This window comes from Pseudomonas sp. Irchel 3H3, from assembly GCF_900187635.1.
Taxonomy (GTDB): domain Bacteria; phylum Pseudomonadota; class Gammaproteobacteria; order Pseudomonadales; family Pseudomonadaceae; genus Aquipseudomonas.
The window spans coordinates 93,342-112,436 of the sequence record NZ_FYEC01000002.1 but is presented as its reverse complement, the minus strand read 5'-3'; the positions used below and the strand labels follow the sequence as shown (position 1 = coordinate 112,436).

Here is a 19,095-nt window from a genome sequence, read left to right as displayed (position 1 = left end):
CATACTCGCGGGCACACTAACCATTAGTGCTCGAAAAATCACTCATTATTTTTTGATTGAAGGCTCTGGGCCGATGGTTTCGGCCTGTTTTTCAGGTTTGGGGCGCAGGCGCTGGGTAGTGCGTGTTGGGTTCGTCCGGATTGAAGGCCAACTTTTTCGGCAAGAGGATTCAGGCGAAAAATTCCCGGCGGAAAAAGCCGAGGGCGACCGCTATGGTCACCCTCGGTGAATCCGGTTTGCGCTCTTAAACCCAGCGCCGAAACAACACGCTGGCATTCACCCCGCCAAACCCGAAGCCGTTGGACAGTGCGTATTCCATCGGCATGTGCCGGGCCTCACCGTAAACCAGGTCCAGGCCTTCGGCTGCGCTATCTGGAGTGTGCAAGTTGAGTGTTGCCGGGGCCACCTGGTCGCGCAGGGCCAATATGGCGAAGATCGCCTCGATGCCGCCTGCAGCGCCCAACAGGTGGCCAGTGGCGGATTTGGTGGCGCTGATCGCCAGGCCGCTGTGGGTGCCGAACACCGTCTTGATCGCCGCGAGTTCACCTTTGTCGCCGACCGGGGTCGAGGTAGCGTGGGCGTTCAAGTGCTGGACCTGGGAGGCTTGTATGCCGGCCTGGCGCAGGGCTTGCTGCATGGCTCGGCGGGCGCCGTCTCCGTCTTCCGGGCCAGCGGTCATGTGGTAGGCATCGGCGCTGGTGCCGTAGCCCACCAGTTCGGCGATTGGCTTGGCGCCACGAGCCAGGGCGTGCTCCAGTTCTTCGATCACCAGCAGGCCGGCGCCTTCGCCCATGACAAAACCGTCGCGCGCCGTATCGAAGGGGCGAGAGGCCTGTTCGGGGGTATCGTTGAAATCGCTTGATAGCGCTCGTGCCGCAGCAAAGCCAGCCAGGCTGACCCGGTGAATGGCCGCTTCGGCCCCGCCACAAATGGCAACGTCCACTTCGCCTGCGCGGATCATTCGTGCGGCGTCGCCAATGGCTTGAACCCCAGCGGCGCACGCCGTTACCGGGGCGCCCAGCGGTCCCTTGAACCCATGTTGAATGGAGATGTGGCCGGCGGCCATGTTGCTAAGGAAGGAAGGGATGGTGAATGGCGACAGGCGTCGCGGCCCCTTGCTATCCGTGGTGCGTACGGCCTCGGCGATCGCCGGAAAGCCACCCACGCCCGAGGCGATGATAGTTGCCGTGCGCTCCTGTTGCTCCGCGGTCTGTGGCGCCCAACCGGCTTGTGCCAGGGCTTCATGGGCGGCGGCCAGGGCAAACAGAATGAAGCGATCCATTTTGCGCTGTTCTTTTGCCGCCAGCAGTTGGTCGGGGTCGAAGCCGGCTTCAGGGTCCTGCGTCCGGTCGGGAACCTGGCCGCCGATGCTGATCGACAGGTCACCAATCAGCGATTCCGGGAGTCGACGAATACCGGATTCGCCCGCCAGCAGGCGTTGCCAAACCGGTTCGACTCCGCAGCCCAGCGGGGTCAATGCGCCCATGCCTGTGACAACAATGCGTTTGCTCATGACAGTCCAGCTCCTTCAGCTTTGTCGGGGATAGTGATGTGTGGACGTAACTATCATCATGAAAGTAACATGCCCGTACGACAAATGTCCGAGCGCATCACCCGAGGATCCGCCATGCAACGCAAAACCCTGGCCCACGCCGAATGCCCGATCGCCCGCAGCCTGGAAAGGGTGGGTGAGTGGTGGAGTATCTTGATCATGCGTGACGCCTTGCACGGGTTGCGCCGATTCGACGAGTTTTCCCGCAGCCTGGACATTGCGCCGAACATGCTTACCCGACGCCTGAATTCGTTGGTCGAGGATGGGTTGCTGGAACGGCGCGCCTACAGTGAGCGTCCTTTGCGTTATGAATACGTGCCAACCGCTAAGGGCGAGGACTTTCGTGTGGTGCTCATGGCTTTTGTGGCATGGGGTAATACGCACTATGCGCCGGAAGGACAGAGCGTGCAGATTGTCGAGCGTGAGACTGGACGCCTTGTGCGTCCAGCCATGGCAGATATTGTTGATGGTCATTTGGTTGCTTTGGAGCAATGCATGGTGCAGGCAGGGCCGGTGGCAAGTGCTCGCATGCGACAGCGAATGAAGGGGCGGCAGGGCTAAGTAGATTAGGGTTGGAAATGGAAGAGGGTGACTTCCGGTTGATGATTTTTTTGGGGTGTCGTGAGTGATAACATTGTTGGAGCAGTTCAAGAGTTTAATTGCAGGTCGAAACTAGTCGCTGCATTTTTGATAGATGTTGTTAGATATTTGGTTCCCAGTGGTTGGCACTCCAGTTAGCCGCTCTTTCATAGTTATCGGTTGGCTGACGAGGTTTTTGGTGGTGGCGTCGGAGCGATTATTTTTTATTGTGTTGTAGTTTCCTTCTACTTTGATGTAATTTTTATTTCGACAGAATACGTTGTTTTCTATTGTGTTGTGGTCGGCGTAATCTTGGTAGTATTTTCCTTCGGGGTCTAGGGGGGGGTCTCCGCAGTCGGCCAATTTTGCACTTTGGCGCGAGGCCACCCAGACTCCAGTTTTTTCGTCAGTGAATCGGTTGTTTTTTATTGTGTTGTCATTGCTGGATTGCCAGCGTAGCACTGACTTTCCTTTACTGAACATCTCTCCGCAGTTTTTGTATAGATAAATACCACCTGCGGAGTTTCTAATAAACTCGTTTCCTTCGATTAGGTTTCGTGCAGACGAGTCGATGGCTAAGCCTTCCCGTTGGTAACTTCCTGGTCCATTCCATTCGCCATTTTCGCGGATTATGTTGTTGGTGATCTGGTTGTCTCTTGAGCTCTGCTCTAGATATACTCCAACTCCTTTGGATCTAAGGATCGTTGAGTTTTTAAGTGTAGTATTGGTGACGTAGCTGTCGAGGTAAACGCCAACCTGCCCACTGTTTTCTACGTTCAGGTTGCTTAGTGTAACGTTGGTGGGAGTGATGTCGTAATTTTTTTGGCGATCTTCAGTTCGTTTGTAGTTTGGTATTCCGGAGGTGACCAGGATTCCTAGGGAATCAAAGTTTATTATCGTGCAGTTTTTAATTGTGACATTGTTGAGTGGTTTTCCTTTACTGTCGATGCGGATGCCAATTTTTAGTTTGTGTTGTCCGTCGAGTGTGGCCCCTCTGCAGTTAATCTCAGTGTTGGATTCATTTATAACGATGGGTTGTGTGTAGGTGCAGTTTGGCTCGAAAGTTATGGTGCCCCGTAAGTTGCTGGCGTTTGTAATTTTGCACGCGGCATTCTCTTGGGCGCTCAATGGTGGGTGCCAGCTAGTGAGGAGCGTTACAAAGGAGGTGCTTATAAATATTTTTGCTCTGTGTTTTGTTTTATTCATGGTTGTGATCTTACCCCGGGATTTTGGTAGGGTGGCAGTTGTTCGCAATAGACTTCCAATTCTCACATAAATTCACTGCAGTGATCGTGCCGGTGTCGTGGGAGGGTATAGGTGTCTCCCTAAAATTTTATCGTCATGCCTGCCTTGAGCTCGCAAACCTTCCTCAATAGTCAATGAAAAAATTTCATTGTTCCAAGCCATCAGTGCCAGATCAGCTTGTCCCGGTGGAAAGAGCTACTACATTTGTCATCAGGGCTCCATGTGCTCATCTGTACTTTGCGTGTAGAAGTTTTTATCCGGTAGATGGGTCTCGATCAGTCCTCGTTTTGGCGAGAGCGCGTGTAATAGCGTCGAGCGTTTTTGTGCGATCACGGGCTTTTATCAGTAGTTGAGCTCCGGCGTAGTTTTTAGGGGGCGCCGCTGGGGTGCGCTCAAAGGCGGGTGTGGAGTTGCGTCGGATACTGAGATCTGGGGCTAACCAGAGTTCTCTCTGTCGGGGGCGGTCGCTAATCTGGATTGGCCAGTGATCGGTCGCTGTGTCCTTGCTGGTGGCTAGGCTTTCGATTCGAGGAGGGCAGATTTTCAGTTTTCAGCGACTTTGTCCGCCTTGTTCATATCGACTTCCCTCCTTGTTGGTAAAATCTGCCAGTTGAGCGTCTGCGCTGAGTCATTTTTTTCGCTCAGCATAGGCCAATGCTGAGGAGGGGCTGGCCTATTGGCAGTATCTGGCGCCGACTGCTGGGGCATCCTAATGTGAACCGATTCGAACATTTAACCCTGCAACCGTCGCTTAGGGTTTTCCCTGGCCGTCGAGACCGCGTATTATTCCCACAAATATGTCTGAAGATTTCCTGTGTGTAACTGTCAGGTCATCAGCCTTGCGCCCCGGTGTGCTATGCAAGGCAACCTCCAGATAAAAAAGATTCTCCTCAGGTGACGTTTAGCGACTTGCCAAAAAATATATCGGCCAGGCATGCGGCTGTCCGCAGGATGGGACGGTGTCCGGTAGCGTTTTAAAGGAATGGGTTTTGACAAAGCGTAGACAGGTAGCAATTGTTGGTTGTTCTTTTCGTTTCCCCGGTTCCACAACCAGCAGTTTCTGGCAGAACCTGATGACGGGGCAGGACCTGGTGACCCAGGTCGATGCCTCGCGCTGGGACCATGCCGAGTTCCTGCACCCGGACAAGGCCAATCCTGCCACCAGCTACACCTTCGCCGCCGGGTCGTTGGGCGACATCAGTGCGTTTGACGCGGGCTTCTTTAATATCTCGCCGCGTGAAGCAGCCGTGATGGACCCCCAGCAGCGGATGTTGCTGGAGATGTGCTGGGAAACCTTCGAGAACGCCGGCGTCAAGCCGTCGAGCCTGCGTGGCAGCAATTGCGGGGTGTACCTGGGCATTGCTGGCGTCGAGCAGGCCTATCGCCTGGTCGAAGACCTGGCCTCGATCGATGCGGCCACTGCCACCGGCAATACCATGAGCATTGCCGCCAACCGCTTGTCCTTCTTCTATGACCTGCGCGGGCCGAGCATGGCCATCGATACTGCCTGTTCGTCGTCCCTGGTGGCCTTCCACCAGGCCTGCCAGGCGATCATCAGTGGTGATATCGACCAGGCAGTGACGGGCGGTATCAGCCTGCACATGCACCCCTTCGGCTTCATGATTTTCGCCAAGGCCTCGATGCTCTCGCGCACTGGGCGTTGCCAGGCGTTCGATGAGCGCGGCGACGGTTATGCGCGTTCCGAGGGCGGTGGTCTGTTCCTGCTCAAGGATTACGATCAGGCCCTGGCCGATGGCAACCCGATTCTGGCGGTGGTCGCCGCCAGTGCGGTCAACACCGATGGTCGCAAGTCGAGCCTGACCCTGCCGAGCGCCGATGCACAGGCTGCGCTGCTCAAACGCACCTACGCCAAGGCCGGGATCGATCCGTCGCAGCTCGACTACCTGGAAGCCCATGGCACTGGCACGGCTGTTGGTGATCCGATCGAGACCCGCGCCATCGGCGAGGCCCTGGGCCAGGCCCGGAAGGCCGGCAACCCGTTGCCGATCGGTTCGATCAAGAGCAACCTCGGTCACCTTGAGGCTGCCTCCGGCGTTGCCGGCCTGATGAAGGCCCTCAACTGCCTGATCGAGCGGGAAGTGCCGGCCACCATCGGCATTGAAGAGCTCAACCCGAATATCCCGTTTGCCGATCTGAACCTGCAGGTGGTCACCGAAAGCCGTGCGCTGAAAGCTGAAGGGCAACTGACTGTCGGCATCAACTCGTTCGGTTTTGGTGGCGCCAACGCGCACGTGATCCTGCAAAGTGCCGAGCCGCTGCCGGCGTCCACCACGGCGGGCAACACCCGGCGTGTGCCGCTGCTGCTCAGCGCCAAGGATGCCGAAGGCCTGCGCGCCACAGCCGAGGGTTTTACCGAGTACCTGGCCGCCCACCCGCAGGGCAATTATTACGATGTCGCCTACCAGGCCCTGTTCCGGCGCGATGCCCATCCCCATCGTTTGCTGTTGATCGCTGCCGACCCGGCCGAGGCTGCTCAGGCGCTGGCCGACTATGCCCAGGACCCGAGCCTCAGCGAGCTGAGCTCGGTACTTGAGGTAGGTCAGGCGCTGGACAAGGTTCAGGGCCCGGTGTTCGTGTACTCCGGCAATGGATCGCAATGGCAAGGCATGGGCCGGGCGATGCTCGGCCAGCCGGTGTTCGAAGCCGCGGTGGCTGAAGTCGATGCGCTGTTCCAGCCGCTGGCCGGCTATTCGTTGCGCGCCGAACTGCTGGGCGAAAACGGTGATGGGCGTTATGCGCGCACCGAGATCGCCCAGCCGGCCTTGTTCGCCCTGCAAGTAGCGGTCACGCGTGTACTGGCAGCCCAGGGTTTCCATCCGGCAGCGGTGATCGGGCACAGCGTCGGCGAAGTCGCCGCGGCCTGGGCCAGCGGCGCGCTGAGCCTGGAAGACGCGACCCAGGTTATTTTCCATCGCAGCCGTTTGCAGGGAACGACCCGCGGCACCGGGAAAATGGCTGCCGTCGGTCTCAGTGGCGAGGCCACGGCGATGTTGCTAGTGGAACTGGGGCTGGACGATCGGGTGGTTCTGGCCGGTGAAAACAGTGCGCGAGGCGCTACGGTGGCCGGCCCTGTCGATGCTCTTACCGAGCTTGAACAGGCCCTGACCGAGCGCCAGGTGTTTGTCCGTCTGCTGGACCTGGACTACGCCTTCCACTCCCCGGCGATGAACCCGATCGAGCAGCAAGTGATTGCCGATCTGGCGCATATCCGTCCTCGTAGTGCGCAGATTCCGTTCTATTCCACGGTGGTCGGTGGCGAGCTCGATGGTCAACGTCTGGACAGCCGTTATTGGTGGCAGAACATTCGCTTCCCAGTGCTGTTCCAGGGGGCGATGGACGAGCTGGTGGGGCAGGGCTTCAACCTGTTCGTCGAGGTGGGTCCGCACCCGATCCTGCGCTCTTACGTCAGCGATGCCCTGACCCAGCGCGAGCTGCCCGGTCAGGTGGTCGCCACCTTGTTGCGCAAGGACGACAGTCCAGCACTGCTTGAGCGTTGCATGGCGCGGCTGTTGATTGCTGGCGCAGAGCCGGATTGGCAGCAACAATTCCCGGTGGCCGGCAGCAACCTGCGCCTGCCCAACTACGCCTGGCAGCGCGAACGTTTTCAACTGCCGGTCAGCGCCGAGTCGTTCGGCGTGCTGGCGCGCGAACGTGTGCACCCATTGCTCGGATACCCGCTGGCCGATCGTGCCTTGACTTGGGAAAACCGACTCGACACGCAGCTGTTCCCGACCCTGGCTGACCACAAGGTCGGTGAAGCGGTGCTGTTCCCCGGCGCCGGTTTCACCGAGCTGGCGCTGGCGGTGGCCTTGCTGCACCAGCCGGGCGAGTTTGTCGACATCGAAGAGCTGGAGATCCACAACCCGCTGTTGCTCGGCAACGAAGGCAGCAAGAAGATCCGCGTCAACATCGAGGAAGCCGACGGCACCTTGCGGATCACCTCGCGCAGCCTGGCCCAACGTGAAGAGTGGGTCCAGCACGTGGTCGCGCGTCTGCCCGGCGAAGCCCGTGGCGTCTTGCTCGGCACGCGTGCACCGGAACTGCCGCAACGCCCGGCCGACTTCACCGGCGAACAGCATTTGGCGCTGACCCGTGCGGTGGGCCTGAACTATGGCCCGGCCTATCAGGCCGTGGCGGCGGTGTGGGTCGAACCGGCCCACATCCTCGCGCAACTGAGCGTTCCCGAGGCCATCAGCCAGGAGCTGGCGACCCTGCACCTGCACCCGGCGTTGCTCGACGGCGCGTTCCAGTTAATCACCGAATTGCTGGTCGGCCAGCCGGGCAGCAACAAGGGCCTGGCGTTCATCCCGGTCAAGCTCGGGCGCATCGCGTTTGCCAAGGCCGGCGGCGTGCCGTGCCTGGCCCAAGTGCGCCAGCTCAAGCGTACCGAGCATTCGTTGCTGGTGGATTTCACCCTGTACGACGCGACCGGCGCAGCGGTGCTGTTCATCAAGGACGCACGTTTCCGTGGCGTGCGCCTGCAACGCGACCGCTCCCATGACATCAAGCGCCTGGCCCATGTTGGCCTGGCCGCGCCAGGTCAGGCAGTGCCCGTGCTGCGTGCAGCCAGCAGCGCCACGCCGTTGGTAGAACACCTGCAGGGCTTGGCCGATGAGCCGGTGCAGCAGCGTTATTTGAATGAAGTCGAGCCGTTGCTCGATGCCCTGTGCGCGAGTTTTGTGCAGGACCTGATCGAGCAAGCCGGCGGCCGCTTGAGCGCCGAGCAGGTTGCGCTGTGGTCGCAACAGGACGGTGTGCCAAGCGATTACCTGGCGACCTTGCTGCGCCAGGGCCTGGAAGACGGCAGCTTGAATTGCGATGCCGACGGCAACTGGTGTGTCGCCGAGGTGGGCGAGCGTCCGGCTTCCGAGGCGATCTGGCAAGAGTTGTTCCAGAGCTATCCGGAGCACTTCCAGATCATCCATTCGGTAGGCCGGATCGGTCGCCACCTGCTGTCCCTGCTCGACGCTCGCCAAACCCTGGAGCAGTTGCTGCCACGGGAAACCAGTGGCGCCAATCTGTCGCGCCTGGTGCTGGGTGCCGCAGGTCAGCAGCGTCTACTCGCCGGCCTGCGCGAAACCCTGGCCCAGCGTCTCGCCGCGTTGCCGGCCGGGCAACGCCTGCGGGTGCTGGAGTTTGGTTTTGGCGGGCCATCTTTCGCTGAATCGCTGTACGCCGGGATCGATTTTGATCGCGTCGACTACAGCTACTGCGTAGCGGAACCAGAACTGGTGCAGATGCTCGGCGATGATTGCCCGGCACTGCAGGTCATTGATTTTGCACAACTGAGCAGCGCCGCTGGTTACGACTGGGTGCTGTTGCCGACCGATCTGGCGGCCCTGGACAACATTGGCGAAGCGCTGCGCCAGGCAGCCAGTCACCTCAACCCGCACGGGCAGTTGGCCGTGCTGGCGCAACACCCGTCGCGCTGGGCCGACTTCGTGTTTGGCGCCCAGGCCGACTGGTGGCTGGCAGGCCCTGAGCAGGCGTTGTCGCGTCAACAGCGGCCGCAGTTCTGGCTGCATGAGTTGCAGCGTCACGGCCTGAGCGTCAGCCACACCCTGGAAGCGCTGCCGGGCAATGCCTGCGGCAGTTATCTGCTGTTGGCCGCTCATGGCGTGAATGCAGCGGCCGCTTCGCCGGAGGTCACCGTGCAACGCTGGGCGTTGCTGGCCGAATCCGGGCAGGCGGCTGCCGAGCAACTGGCCCAGGCCCTGCGTGAGCAAGGCCAGCAGGTCAGTCTGTTGCAGCCTGGCGATGCGCAATCCCTGGCACAACAACTCGGCGCGCTGGATCAAGCGCCAGAGCACGTGTTGCACCTGGCCGGTTTTGACAGCAACCAAGGGCTCGATGGCCAGGGCGCGCGCTGCATGCTGGCGGCGGCGCTGGTCCAGGCCTGCGAGTCGCTGAGTATCGCGCCACAGTGCTGGCTGCTGACCCGTGGCGCGGCCGGTCACCTGTACGCTGCCGAGCAAGGCAGCGATGTCGATGCAATTGCCGATGCGGCGTTCTGGGGCTTCGGCCGAACCCTGGCGAACGAGTCTGCCGGTTGCCGGATCCGTCTACTCGACCTGGCTTTCGCCGCGCCTGTCGCCAGCCTGGTCGCGGCCCTGTTGCACGCCGACGCCGAGACCGAAGTGGCGATCAGCGCCGCCGGCCAGCGTTATGTGCCGCGCTTGCGCGTCCTGCACGAACAAAACGGTGCCAGCGCTGACGGCAACACGCGCATCAGCCTGGGCTTCGACCTGCCGGGGCAATTGCGCAACCTGCGCTGGGAAGCCCGTGAGCTGACCGCGCCGGCGGCGGACGAGCTGGACATCGAAGTACGCGCCACCGGTCTGAACTTCCGTGACGTGATGTTTGCCCTCGGCCTGCTGTCCGACGAGGCCATCGAAAATGGCTTCTCCGGTCCGACCATGGGCTTTGAATTTTCCGGTGTGGTCCACGGCAAAGGGTCTGCCGTGTTCGGCGATTTCGCCCCGGGCGATCGCGTGGTGGGTTTTGGCCCGCGCAGTTTCGCCAACCGCCTGGTGACCAACGCCAACGCGGTGGCTCGCATCCCCGAAGGCATGTCCTTCGAGGCCGCGGCGACGATTCCAAGTACCTTCTTCACCGTGTACTACGCGCTGCATCATCTGGCGCGCCTGGAACCGGGCGAGAAGGTGCTGATCCACGGCGCCGCTGGTGGTGTCGGGATTGCCGCGATCCAGATCGCCAAGTGGTGTGGTGCCGAGATCTATGCCACCGCCGGCAGCGACGAGAAGCGCGACTTCCTGCGTCTGCTGGGCGTCGACAAGGTCTTTGATTCGCGCTCCCTGGCTTATGCCGACGAAGTGCTGGCCCTGACCGATGGGCGTGGCGTCGACGTGGTGCTCAACTCCCTGGCTGGCGAAGCGATCAACCGCAACTTCCAGGTGCTCAAGCCGTTCGGCCGCTTCCTTGAACTGGGCAAGCGCGACTTCTACCAGAACACCCGCATCGGCCTGCGTCCGTTCCGCAACAACATCAGCTACTTCGGCATCGACGCCGACCAGTTGATGAGTGAGCGTCCAGACCTGACCCGGCGCCTGTTCGGGCAAATGATGGCGCTGTTCGAGCAGGGCATCCTGCACCCGCTGCCGTTCCGCGAGTTCGACGCCAACCACGTGACCGAGGCCTTCCGCTACATGCAGCAGGCGCGGCAGATCGGCAAGATCGTGGTGACCTATGGCAACCCGATCGAACGCCTGGTGGAAACCCGCGAACAGCCGGTGCAGTCGTTGCAACTCAGTGCCGAGGCGACCTACCTGGTCACGGGCGGCCTGGGCGGCTTCGGCCTGCGCACCGCGCAGTGGCTGGTGGACAAGGGCGCGCGGCACCTGGTGCTGCTCGGTCGTCGTGGCTCGGCCAGTGTCGAGGCGCAGCCGTGCCTGGCGGCCTGGCAAGCGCAGGGCATCGACGTGCAGGCGCTGGCTTGCGACATCACCGATGTGATGCAAGTGCGCGGCGTGTTCGAACGCATTGCCGCCAGCCCGTATCCATTGCGTGGCCTGGTGCATGCAGCGACAGTGATCGACGACAGTCTGATTCGCAACCTGGATGCCGAACAACTGCAGCGTGTGCTGGAGCCCAAGGCCAAGGGCGCGCAATACCTGCATGAGCTGACCCGCGAGTTGCCGTTGGACTTCTTCGTGATGTTCTCCTCGGCCACGACGCTGTTCGGCAACCCGGGCCAGGCCAACTACGTGGCTGCCAACTATTGGCTCGAAGCGTTGGCTCGGCATCGTCGAGGTCACGGCCTGGCCGCCACCGCCGTGCTCTGGGGCGCGATCGACGACGTTGGCTTCCTGGCGCGCAACGAGCAAATCAAGGACGCACTGCAAAGCCGCATGGGTGGCGCTGCGCTGCGCGCCGAAGTGGCGCTGGCGCACCTGGAACAGATGCTGCTCAAGGGTGACGACGGGATCGGCGTGCTGGAACTGGAATGGAAAGCCCTGTCGCGCTTCCTGCCGAGCGCTGCGACCCCACGTTTCGTCGAGCTGGTTCGTGCCCATGGCGGTGACCAGGACGATGAGAACGACGCCGAGGACATCCAACGCATGCTCGCCGAGCTTGATGACGAGCAACTGCTGGAGCGTTTCGTCGAACTGCTCAAGCACGAAGTCTGCGAGATTCTGCGCTTGCCGGCCGCGCGCCTGGATACCCAGCGTCCGCTGCAGGAGCTGGGCCTGGACTCGCTGATGAGTGTCGAGTTGGTGGTGGCGCTGGAAGAACGCTTCGGCATTCGCCTGCCAGTGATGGAACTCAGCGAGAGTTCCAGCATCGATAAGCTCAGCGTGCGCATCCTTGACCTGCTGCGTGGTGAAGCGGGGGCCAATGAAACGACAGCGCCTGCAGCCCTGGCGGAAAACGTATTGGCCCGCCACGGCAGTGAATTGAGCCGCGAGCAAATGGCCGAGCTGAACGCCGAACTGGCTGACAGCGCTGCGGCACCTAACCGTCTGATTGAGTGATGTTTGATTGAGTGATAGTGCGATGACTGCAAAAACGCCCACCGGCCTGAGTGCCGGCATCAAGCAACGGTTGATCCAGCAAGCGCTGGAGCGCCGTCGCAGCGAGGCGGGCGACGCGGCCGGCGGTGCCACCCTGGAGCAGGCGCAACAGGCGGCGCTGAAGGTCCCGGAAGCGTTTTATCGCTTCGACCAGCACCCCGGTTATCAGCAGTTGCGCGTGATGCAACAGGGCGCGGCGCGCCTGGGCCTGAGCAGCCCGTTCTTTCGTTTGCACGAAGGCCTGGCAGGCGCCGAGACCCGCATTGGTGCCCGCGAATACGTCAACTTCGCCAGCTACAACTACCTCGGCTACTCCGGTCACCCGGCGGTGGCCGAAGCGGCCAAGGCCGCCATCGACCGTTACGGCACCTCGGTGTCGGCCAGCCGGCTGGTGTCCGGTGATCGTCCGCTGCACCGCGAGCTGGAGCGTGAGTTGGCCAATCTGTACGAGGTCGACGACGCCATTGTGTTCGTCAGTGGGCATGCCACCAACGTCACTACCATCGGCCATCTGTTCGGCCCCCGTGACCTGGTGCTGCACGACGAGCTGATCCACAACAGTGTCCTGCAAGGCATCCAGTTGTCCGGTGCGCGACGCCTGAGCTTCGCCCACAACGACTGGCAGGCCCTGGACCGGATCCTCGGTGAGCAGCGTCAGCACTTCGAGCGGGTACTGGTGGTGGTCGAAGGCATCTACAGCATGGACGGCGACTACCCGGACCTGCCGCGTTTCGTCGAACTCAAGCGCAAGCACAAAATCTTCCTGATGGTCGATGAGGCGCATTCGCTGGGCGTGATGGGGGCGACTGGCAAAGGTATTCGCGAGCACTTCGAGCTGGCCGGTGATGACGTCGATATCTGGATGGGCACGCTGAGCAAGACCCTCGCCAGTTGCGGTGGCTATATTGCCGGCAGCACGGCGCTGGTCGAGCACCTGAAATTCCTCGCCCCGGGTTTCCTCTACAGCGTCGGCATGCCGCCTTCGGTGACGGCCTCGGCACTGGCGGCGTTGCGTTGCCTGGCCAACGACGGTGAGCGGGTGCGGACGGTGCAGGCGCGAGGTGAGCTGTTCCTGCGCCTGGCCAAGGCCGCTGGCCTGAACACCGCCACCAGCAGCGGCCTGGCCGTGATCCCGGTGATCACCGGCAGTTCATTCAAGGCCGGACGGCTGTCCAGCGCCTTGTTCGACCGCGGCATCAATGCCCAGCCGATCCTTTACCCGGCAGTTCCCGAGCACGTCGCACGGGTGCGCTTCTTTGTCTCGTGTGAGCACACTGAAGAGCAAATCACCCAGACCGTGGCCATAGTCGCCGAAGAGTTGGCCAAGATTGGTTGAGCCCAGGCGGCACACCGCCATCGCGGGCAAGCCCGCTCCCACAGGTCTGGTGGGTGTATGCAAAATTTTCGAACACCCAGAACCACTGTGGGAGCGGGCTTGCCCGCGATGAGGCCAGCACAGTCAAAATCGATGTTGCCTGACACACCGCCATCGCGGGCAAGCCCGCTCCCACAGGTCTGGTGGGTGTAAGCAAAATTTGCGAACACCCAGAACCACTGTGGGAGCGGGCTTGCCCGCGATGAGGCCGGCTCATTCAACATTGATGGTGGCTGACATACCGCCATCGCGGGCAAGCCCGCTCCCACAGGTCTGGTGGGTGTAAGCAAAATTTGCGAACACCCAGAACCACTGTGGGAGCGAGCTTGCTCGCGATGAGGCCGGCTCATTCAGCATTGATGGTGGCTGACACACCGCCATCGCGGGCAAGCCCGCTCCCACAGGTTTGATGTGGTGTATACAGAATCTGTGAACAGCCAAAATCACTGTGGGAGCGAGCGCCCGCTTGCGGCTTGCTCGCGATGGTCTGGACAGCGCCGCGGGTAAGCCTTGCAAGCCGCTGTCTCAGATGTACGGCTTTTCGTAGGCGTTGAGTTGTTCGATGAAGCGCCAGTGGCTGCGTTTGTCGAAGCCCATCATGCGCTTGAGGCGGATGTCCCAGCGCATGTGGTGGTTGGCGATCCAGGGCAGGGCGAACAGGTGGGCGCCGCGCCAGGGGATGAATGGGTTGCGGCGCAGGCTGGCGTAGATTTCCACGCGATGGCTCGGGCGCAGGCTCGGGCAGCGGGCGTGGAAGCCCGAGGTGTCGGCCACCACCAGGGTGTTGGCCGGGACCGAGAAACGTCGAGGTGCCGGCAAACCCAGTTCGGCCAATTCGTGCTCATGAATGCGGAACGAACCCTCGCGGTGCATCTGCTCGTGGGAGCGTGCCGCACCGAGGCTTTGGCGATACTCCCAGGCCAGGCGCTCTGGCGTCAGGCGATGGGAGCCGGGTACGTAACTGAACGGCCCTTGATCGTCGGCCACGTCATCGAGAAACAGCCAGGCCTTGGCCGTTGGGTGGAAGGTGTCGGCGTGCAGGCGGGTTTGCGGGTCCTGCTCGGCGTTCACGCCATCGATCACGATTGACTGCAATTGATAGGTAATCCCGCCGGTGTTCGACGAGGCATACGCAATCAGGTCGCGCACGCTACGGTCGGCGACAAAGGCGGCGCTGGCCGGGTTTTTCGCCAGCACGTCCTGGTCGAGGCTGACCCGCCGGGTCACCGCCTTGCCTTGGCGCATTTCCCAGCCAGTACTGCGCAGGTCGCCCAGTTCGGCGCGCAAGGCCGCAAACTGCTCGGCGGGCAGGGCGTTCTCGCGCACGAAAAACCCCTGCTCCTCGAAACTCGCCAGTTCTGCACTGTCCAGCCGTGGTGCCAGGGCCCGGCGACGCATCGCGGCCATGCCCATAGCCAACTGTCGGCGCTGTACGTGCAAGCCCAGGGCGTTGAGCCGGGCGCTGCCCAGTACTGGGTTGTTCTCGAACGATTTGGCGTGGGTCAGCAATTGCAGGCAATGCCAGGGGAGTGCCGCATAGCGGCCGAGATCCTTGAGTGATGCAGGCATGGTCTAATCCTTGAGTGGGACCGCTGCACGGTCGCAGCCGAGCATGGTCCGGGTGTAGTTGCGCAGCGGCAGCAGACGCGCAGGGAGCGTCAGGCGCGGCGGCCTCGGGGTCGACAGGCATGTCAGGGCATGCCAGGCATCGCAGGGCAAAGCTTGCTGGAGGTCGGCATAGCGCGCATAGCGCAACAGGGCGCCGGCTACCAACTGGTCCAGGGTCAGGCGCCGGGTGCGGCGCGGCAAAGGCTGCTGGTCACGGGTCAGGCCCCAACCAGCATAAAACGGAGTGCCGTAGGTGACTACCGTGAGGCCACGCAGTAACGCTTCGAAACCGGCGGTGGAACTGAGGGTGTGCACTTCGTCGACCTGCCCATACAGACGGGCGATATCGATCCCCGGCAGCACCTGGTCTGCCAGGCCCAGCAGGCGATCGGCCGACACCGCGCCATGGCGTTTGCCGGCCTCGACATCCGGGTGTGGTTTGTAGACGATCCAGGCATCGGGAGCGTTGCGGCGGACCTGTTTCAGCAGCTCGAAATTGTCCTGCAAGGTGCCGCCACTGCAGCGCAGCGAGGCATCGTCCTCCACTTGGCCGGGCACCAGGATCCGACGCTGGCCGGGACGCGCGCAAACCTGAGCGGCCAGGTCACTCTTGAGATTGAATTTGCTGGCCCCCAGGGTCACGATCCGCTCGCGCAGACGCGCCGCCTCGGCCAGCGTGGCCGCAGCGAACTCCCCGTGCTCGAGCAGCGACTCCAGGTCGCTGCTGGCGCTGGCATCGAAGTGCATGCCGCTGCGGTCGAGCACCAGTGACAGGGCGGGTGCATTCAGTGCGCCGAGCCCGTTGGAGCGCAGAAAACCGTCTTCAATTCGCCACAGAGCGACCCCATGGCTGTTGGCGCGAGCCTTGAGATCGGCCGGCTCACGCGCCGCCCAAACCAGCAGCTTGCCGCCTTTGGCCGCGACTTCCGCGACCAGCGCCGGGCGGTCTTCGGTGAACTCCAGGTGGCCCCAGCGGCTGCTGAAAAAGCGTCGGACGTTGTGCTGTTTGTGACGCTTGACCCCCAATACCGTGAAGTCCCCGGCAAACTCGCTGTCCCGGGCCTTCTGGCGCGCCAGTTGATGGGCCACGGTCAGGGCGTCGGTGGGCTGGCTGGTCAACGGGTCGACGTAGCGGCAGTAGCGCACATAGGCCGCGGCCACCAGTTGCACCAAGTCCGGTTGCGCCTGACGCCGGGCAATCGGCATGCGGTCGTCGGTCAGGCCCCAGCCGGCATAGAACGGCAGGCCGAAGCAGGTCACCGGCACACCCTGGATCAAGGCTTCCAATCCTGCCTGGCTGGTACCGATGTAGACCCGCCGGGCGCGCCGGGCCAACGAGGCCCAGGACACCGGGCGCGCTTCCAGGGTGACGCCACGCTCGGTGGCGGCAGCCAACAGGCAGCTGGGTTTCTGGCCGCCGACGCAATCCGGATGAATGCGCACGCGCACCTCGGCGTCGGGGTTTTCCGCGATGGCTGCGTCGAGCATGCGCACATAGTCGGCCTCGCACAAACCGCCACCGGGGATCGAATAGTCGCCGGCAGTCTGGTCCACCACCAACACCAATGGACGCTCGCGGCCCAAGGGGTCATTGGGGTCGAGGTCCGGGGCATTGTTGTATTTGCCGATGCCGCTACTACGCATCAGGGCGATCAACTGGCGCGCGCTGTCCAGCTCGCCCGCGGTCAGGCTGGCGGGGTCCTGGAGGATGTTTTCCAGCAGCGAAGGGCGGTCGGCCAGGTAGTGGATGCCCACCGGGTCGACCACCAGCGACATCGGAGTGTCGCCCTCGATGCCCAGCGATGAGGAGCGCAGGAAGCCGTCCTCGATGGCGATGTAGGGCAGGCCCCAGCGCTTGCACAGCACTCGCGCCTGGGCCGAGGAGTCCTTGTAGCCGATCCCGGCAATCGCCTTCAGGCCTTTGGGCGCGTGCCGCCCACGGCGCCACAACCAGAAGGGCGAGCCCTCTGGCCCAAGAAACTGCGGCAGGTGCAGGACGTTCCAGGCCACCCACTGCTGCATGATGCCGACCCAGCCCGGGCCTTCCACTAGCGGCGTGAGATTGATCGGTGGCGATTCGAGGCCGTTCAATGGATTGCCTCCAGGCGCCGCTGCATGCTGCGCACCGGCGGCCAGGGCACCCAGCGCTTGCGCAGCAGGCGGAAACCGTTATGCAGGTAGAGCGCGCGGGCCCGATCGTTGTCCAGCGGCACTTCCAGGAACACCTCCTGAAAACCACTGGCCGCCGCCTGTTGGCAGCAGGCCTGGACCAGAGCCGAGCCGACGCCGTGGTTACGTGCCGTCTTGCTCACGCGCAGGCCGTACAACAGGAATGGATAGCGCCACTCGCGCAGTTCGCTCAAGCAGAATCCGCCAAACCGCAGCCAGCCCATCAGCCAGCCGAACTCACGGACAAAGGGTTGCGGGCGCAGTGCGAAGGGGCCGCGCTGGTGATGCTTGAACGCGACATAGCCGACGGCGATACCGTCTTCAAAGGCCAGCAGCACGCGGTCCCAGTGAATGCTGGGGCCGAGCAGCCGCTCGCGGCAGGCGTTGTCACCGATCAGGAATGCCAGGGAGCCGCGCCCGCCCGTGACCAGGCGCGCCAGTTGCGGATCCGCCAGCGCCTCAGGTGTCAGGTCGCTGCCCAGAACGATCTTGGCCACGACCTCAGAGTACCTGCGCTGCAGCTGTCGGCGTGCGCGCTGGATGGGCGCAGGCGAGCAGTTGGCTGGACAGCGCCTCGACGCGGATCGGACAGGGGCTGGCACCGGGCTGGTGACGGTTGGACCAGATCAGGTAGTCGGTGTCGCCCACTGGCGCGCCTACTGCCTGGTAGACGTTGGGCAGGATCGGCACGTGGTCGCCGAAGAAACACAGCAACGCCTCGCGCGGCTGTTCGAGCAAGGTGGCGCGCAGTTGCCCGAGCATGCGGTCGGCGTTGCTGATGTGCCGCAGGTAGGGCGCGAGGTCGTCCATGCCGGTCAGCAGCGGACGGTCGAACCAGTTCGGCAGTTCGCTGGCGTCGACGGTTTCCAGGTGCAGCGGTCCGTGGTTTTCCATGGTCACTGCGTGGATGAACAGGGGCTGGGTACGAGTCGGGTCATCGAGCAGTTCACGGATCTTCTCCGCCACCGCGCAATCGCCAATGAACGGCCCGGCCTTTTGCGAATCGTTGAAGGCGCGCACATCGATGAATTCGTCGAAACCCAGGGCGGGCAGCACTTGGTTGCGGCCATAGAAGCTGCCGTCGTAGGGGTGCACGCAGATGGTGCGATAGCCCTGCGCCTTGAGGTGCGCGGCAATACTCGGCAGGCCTTGGCGGGCCAGCACCCGATAGGGGTTGAAGCGGTGTACGCCGAGGCGGTCGCCGGGAATGCCGGTCAGGTAGGCAAATTCGGTGCGCACGGTATTGGCGCCCCAGGCGGCCACTTGCAGCTTGCCCCGCACCAGTGCTTGCGCGGCAAGGCGGTCGTATTCGCTGAGCACCTGGGTTTTCACCCCGGGCCACAGGTCGCGTACGTCAAAAAAAGATTCACTCTGCACCGATACCAGATCGGGCAGGGCGGCCGGCGGTATAGGCGAGGGGGCTTTGCTGAATGGCGAACCCAGGGTGGTTGGATCGACTGTGGCACGGGCGGCCCAGAAGTAACCCCATAGGCTGCCTGCCAGGCCCCAGCGCTGCACATCGACTTCGGCGTCGAAGGTCGGCGTGCTACGGCGGCGGTGGCCGAGACGCAACAGGAGCAACCCGGCCAGGCCAAGCCACAGTGCGCTGCTGCGGCCACCCGCAACTTCGGGCTCGAAGGTCAATCCGGCCCACAGGTACACCAGGAAACCGACCGCCAGCAGTGCCGCCTTGCCGAAACCGAAGAACGGCAGGTACAGCCGCGGGAAGCGCACGGCATCGCTGAAATACTCGAAGTCGGCGCACACGAACGGCTCGCGCAGGGAGTGGTATTTGGCGTTGCTGACCATCACGATCAACAGCCACAACAGCAGTACGTTGATCGCACTGAACAGCGGGCGAGCGGTCAGTGCGTAGAGCACGGCCAGGCACACGCACCACAAGCCGGCGTGCAACCACCAGTTGTTCAGCGGGCGGCGCAGGTTCGGGCGCGGGACCAGCAAGCGTTCGATGAGCACGGTGAGGAGCAGGCCGATAACCGCAGCCTGGAGGATGG

The 19,095-nt window shown here is 62.5% G+C and carries 9 protein-coding genes; 3 read left to right on the top strand and 6 right to left on the bottom strand.

Translation table 11 applies throughout. The features are described 5' to 3' along the window. Positions 1 to 244: 244 nt before the first annotated feature. Positions 245 to 1,513, bottom strand: coding sequence for a beta-ketoacyl-ACP synthase II (gene fabF / locus CKW24_RS03495; protein ID WP_095165293.1), 1,269 nt, complete (start codon positions 1,511 to 1,513; stop codon positions 245 to 247). Positions 1,514 to 1,627: 114 nt separating this feature from the next. On the opposite strand from fabF, the gene CKW24_RS03490 reads away from it, so the two are divergent. Continuing rightward, complete coding sequence (locus tag CKW24_RS03490; protein WP_095165636.1) at positions 1,628 to 2,113, top strand: helix-turn-helix domain-containing protein; 486 nt, start codon at positions 1,628 to 1,630, stop codon at positions 2,111 to 2,113. Between the two features lie 111 nt (positions 2,114 to 2,224). On the opposite strand, the gene CKW24_RS03485 is transcribed toward CKW24_RS03490, so the two are convergent. Then, complete coding sequence (locus CKW24_RS03485) at positions 2,225 to 3,337, bottom strand: right-handed parallel beta-helix repeat-containing protein (protein ID WP_095165292.1); 1,113 nt, start codon at positions 3,335 to 3,337, stop codon at positions 2,225 to 2,227. A gap of 1,028 nt (positions 3,338 to 4,365) precedes the next feature. Between CKW24_RS03485 and CKW24_RS03480 the strand changes: the two genes are divergently transcribed. Beyond that, positions 4,366 to 11,889 (top strand): type I polyketide synthase, encoded by a 7,524-nt coding sequence (locus CKW24_RS03480; protein ID WP_095165290.1) that lies wholly within the window; start codon positions 4,366 to 4,368, stop codon positions 11,887 to 11,889. 22 nt (positions 11,890 to 11,911) lie between these two features. Further along, a complete protein-coding gene (locus CKW24_RS03475; protein ID WP_095165289.1) occupies positions 11,912 to 13,264 on the top strand; it encodes an aminotransferase class I/II-fold pyridoxal phosphate-dependent enzyme in 1,353 nt (450 codons plus the stop codon). A 564-nt stretch (positions 13,265 to 13,828) separates the two neighbouring features. Here the strand turns inward: CKW24_RS03475 and CKW24_RS03465 are convergent. From CKW24_RS03465 to CKW24_RS03450, 4 genes are read right to left on the bottom strand one after another with little or no spacing between them, the layout of a single operon-like run. Further along, positions 13,829 to 14,872 carry a phytanoyl-CoA dioxygenase family protein gene (locus tag CKW24_RS03465; RefSeq protein WP_095165287.1) on the bottom strand — a complete coding sequence of 348 codons (1,044 nt, stop codon included), beginning with the start codon at positions 14,870 to 14,872 and terminating at the stop codon, positions 13,829 to 13,831. Between the two features lie 3 nt (positions 14,873 to 14,875). After that, entirely contained in the window at positions 14,876 to 17,002 is a 2,127-nt protein-coding gene (locus CKW24_RS03460; RefSeq protein ID WP_095165286.1) for a capsular polysaccharide biosynthesis protein, read from the bottom strand. Next, complete coding sequence (locus CKW24_RS03455; protein ID WP_095165285.1) at positions 16,999 to 17,577, bottom strand: N-acetyltransferase; 579 nt, start codon at positions 17,575 to 17,577, stop codon at positions 16,999 to 17,001. Before CKW24_RS03455 ends, CKW24_RS03460 begins: the two co-directional genes overlap by 4 nt. Positions 17,578 to 17,581: 4 nt before the next feature. Further along, positions 17,582 to 19,093, bottom strand: a complete 1,512-nt coding sequence (locus tag CKW24_RS03450) for an LTA synthase family protein (protein WP_177440578.1) — start codon at positions 19,091 to 19,093, stop codon at positions 17,582 to 17,584. Positions 19,094 to 19,095: the final 2 nt, after the last annotated feature.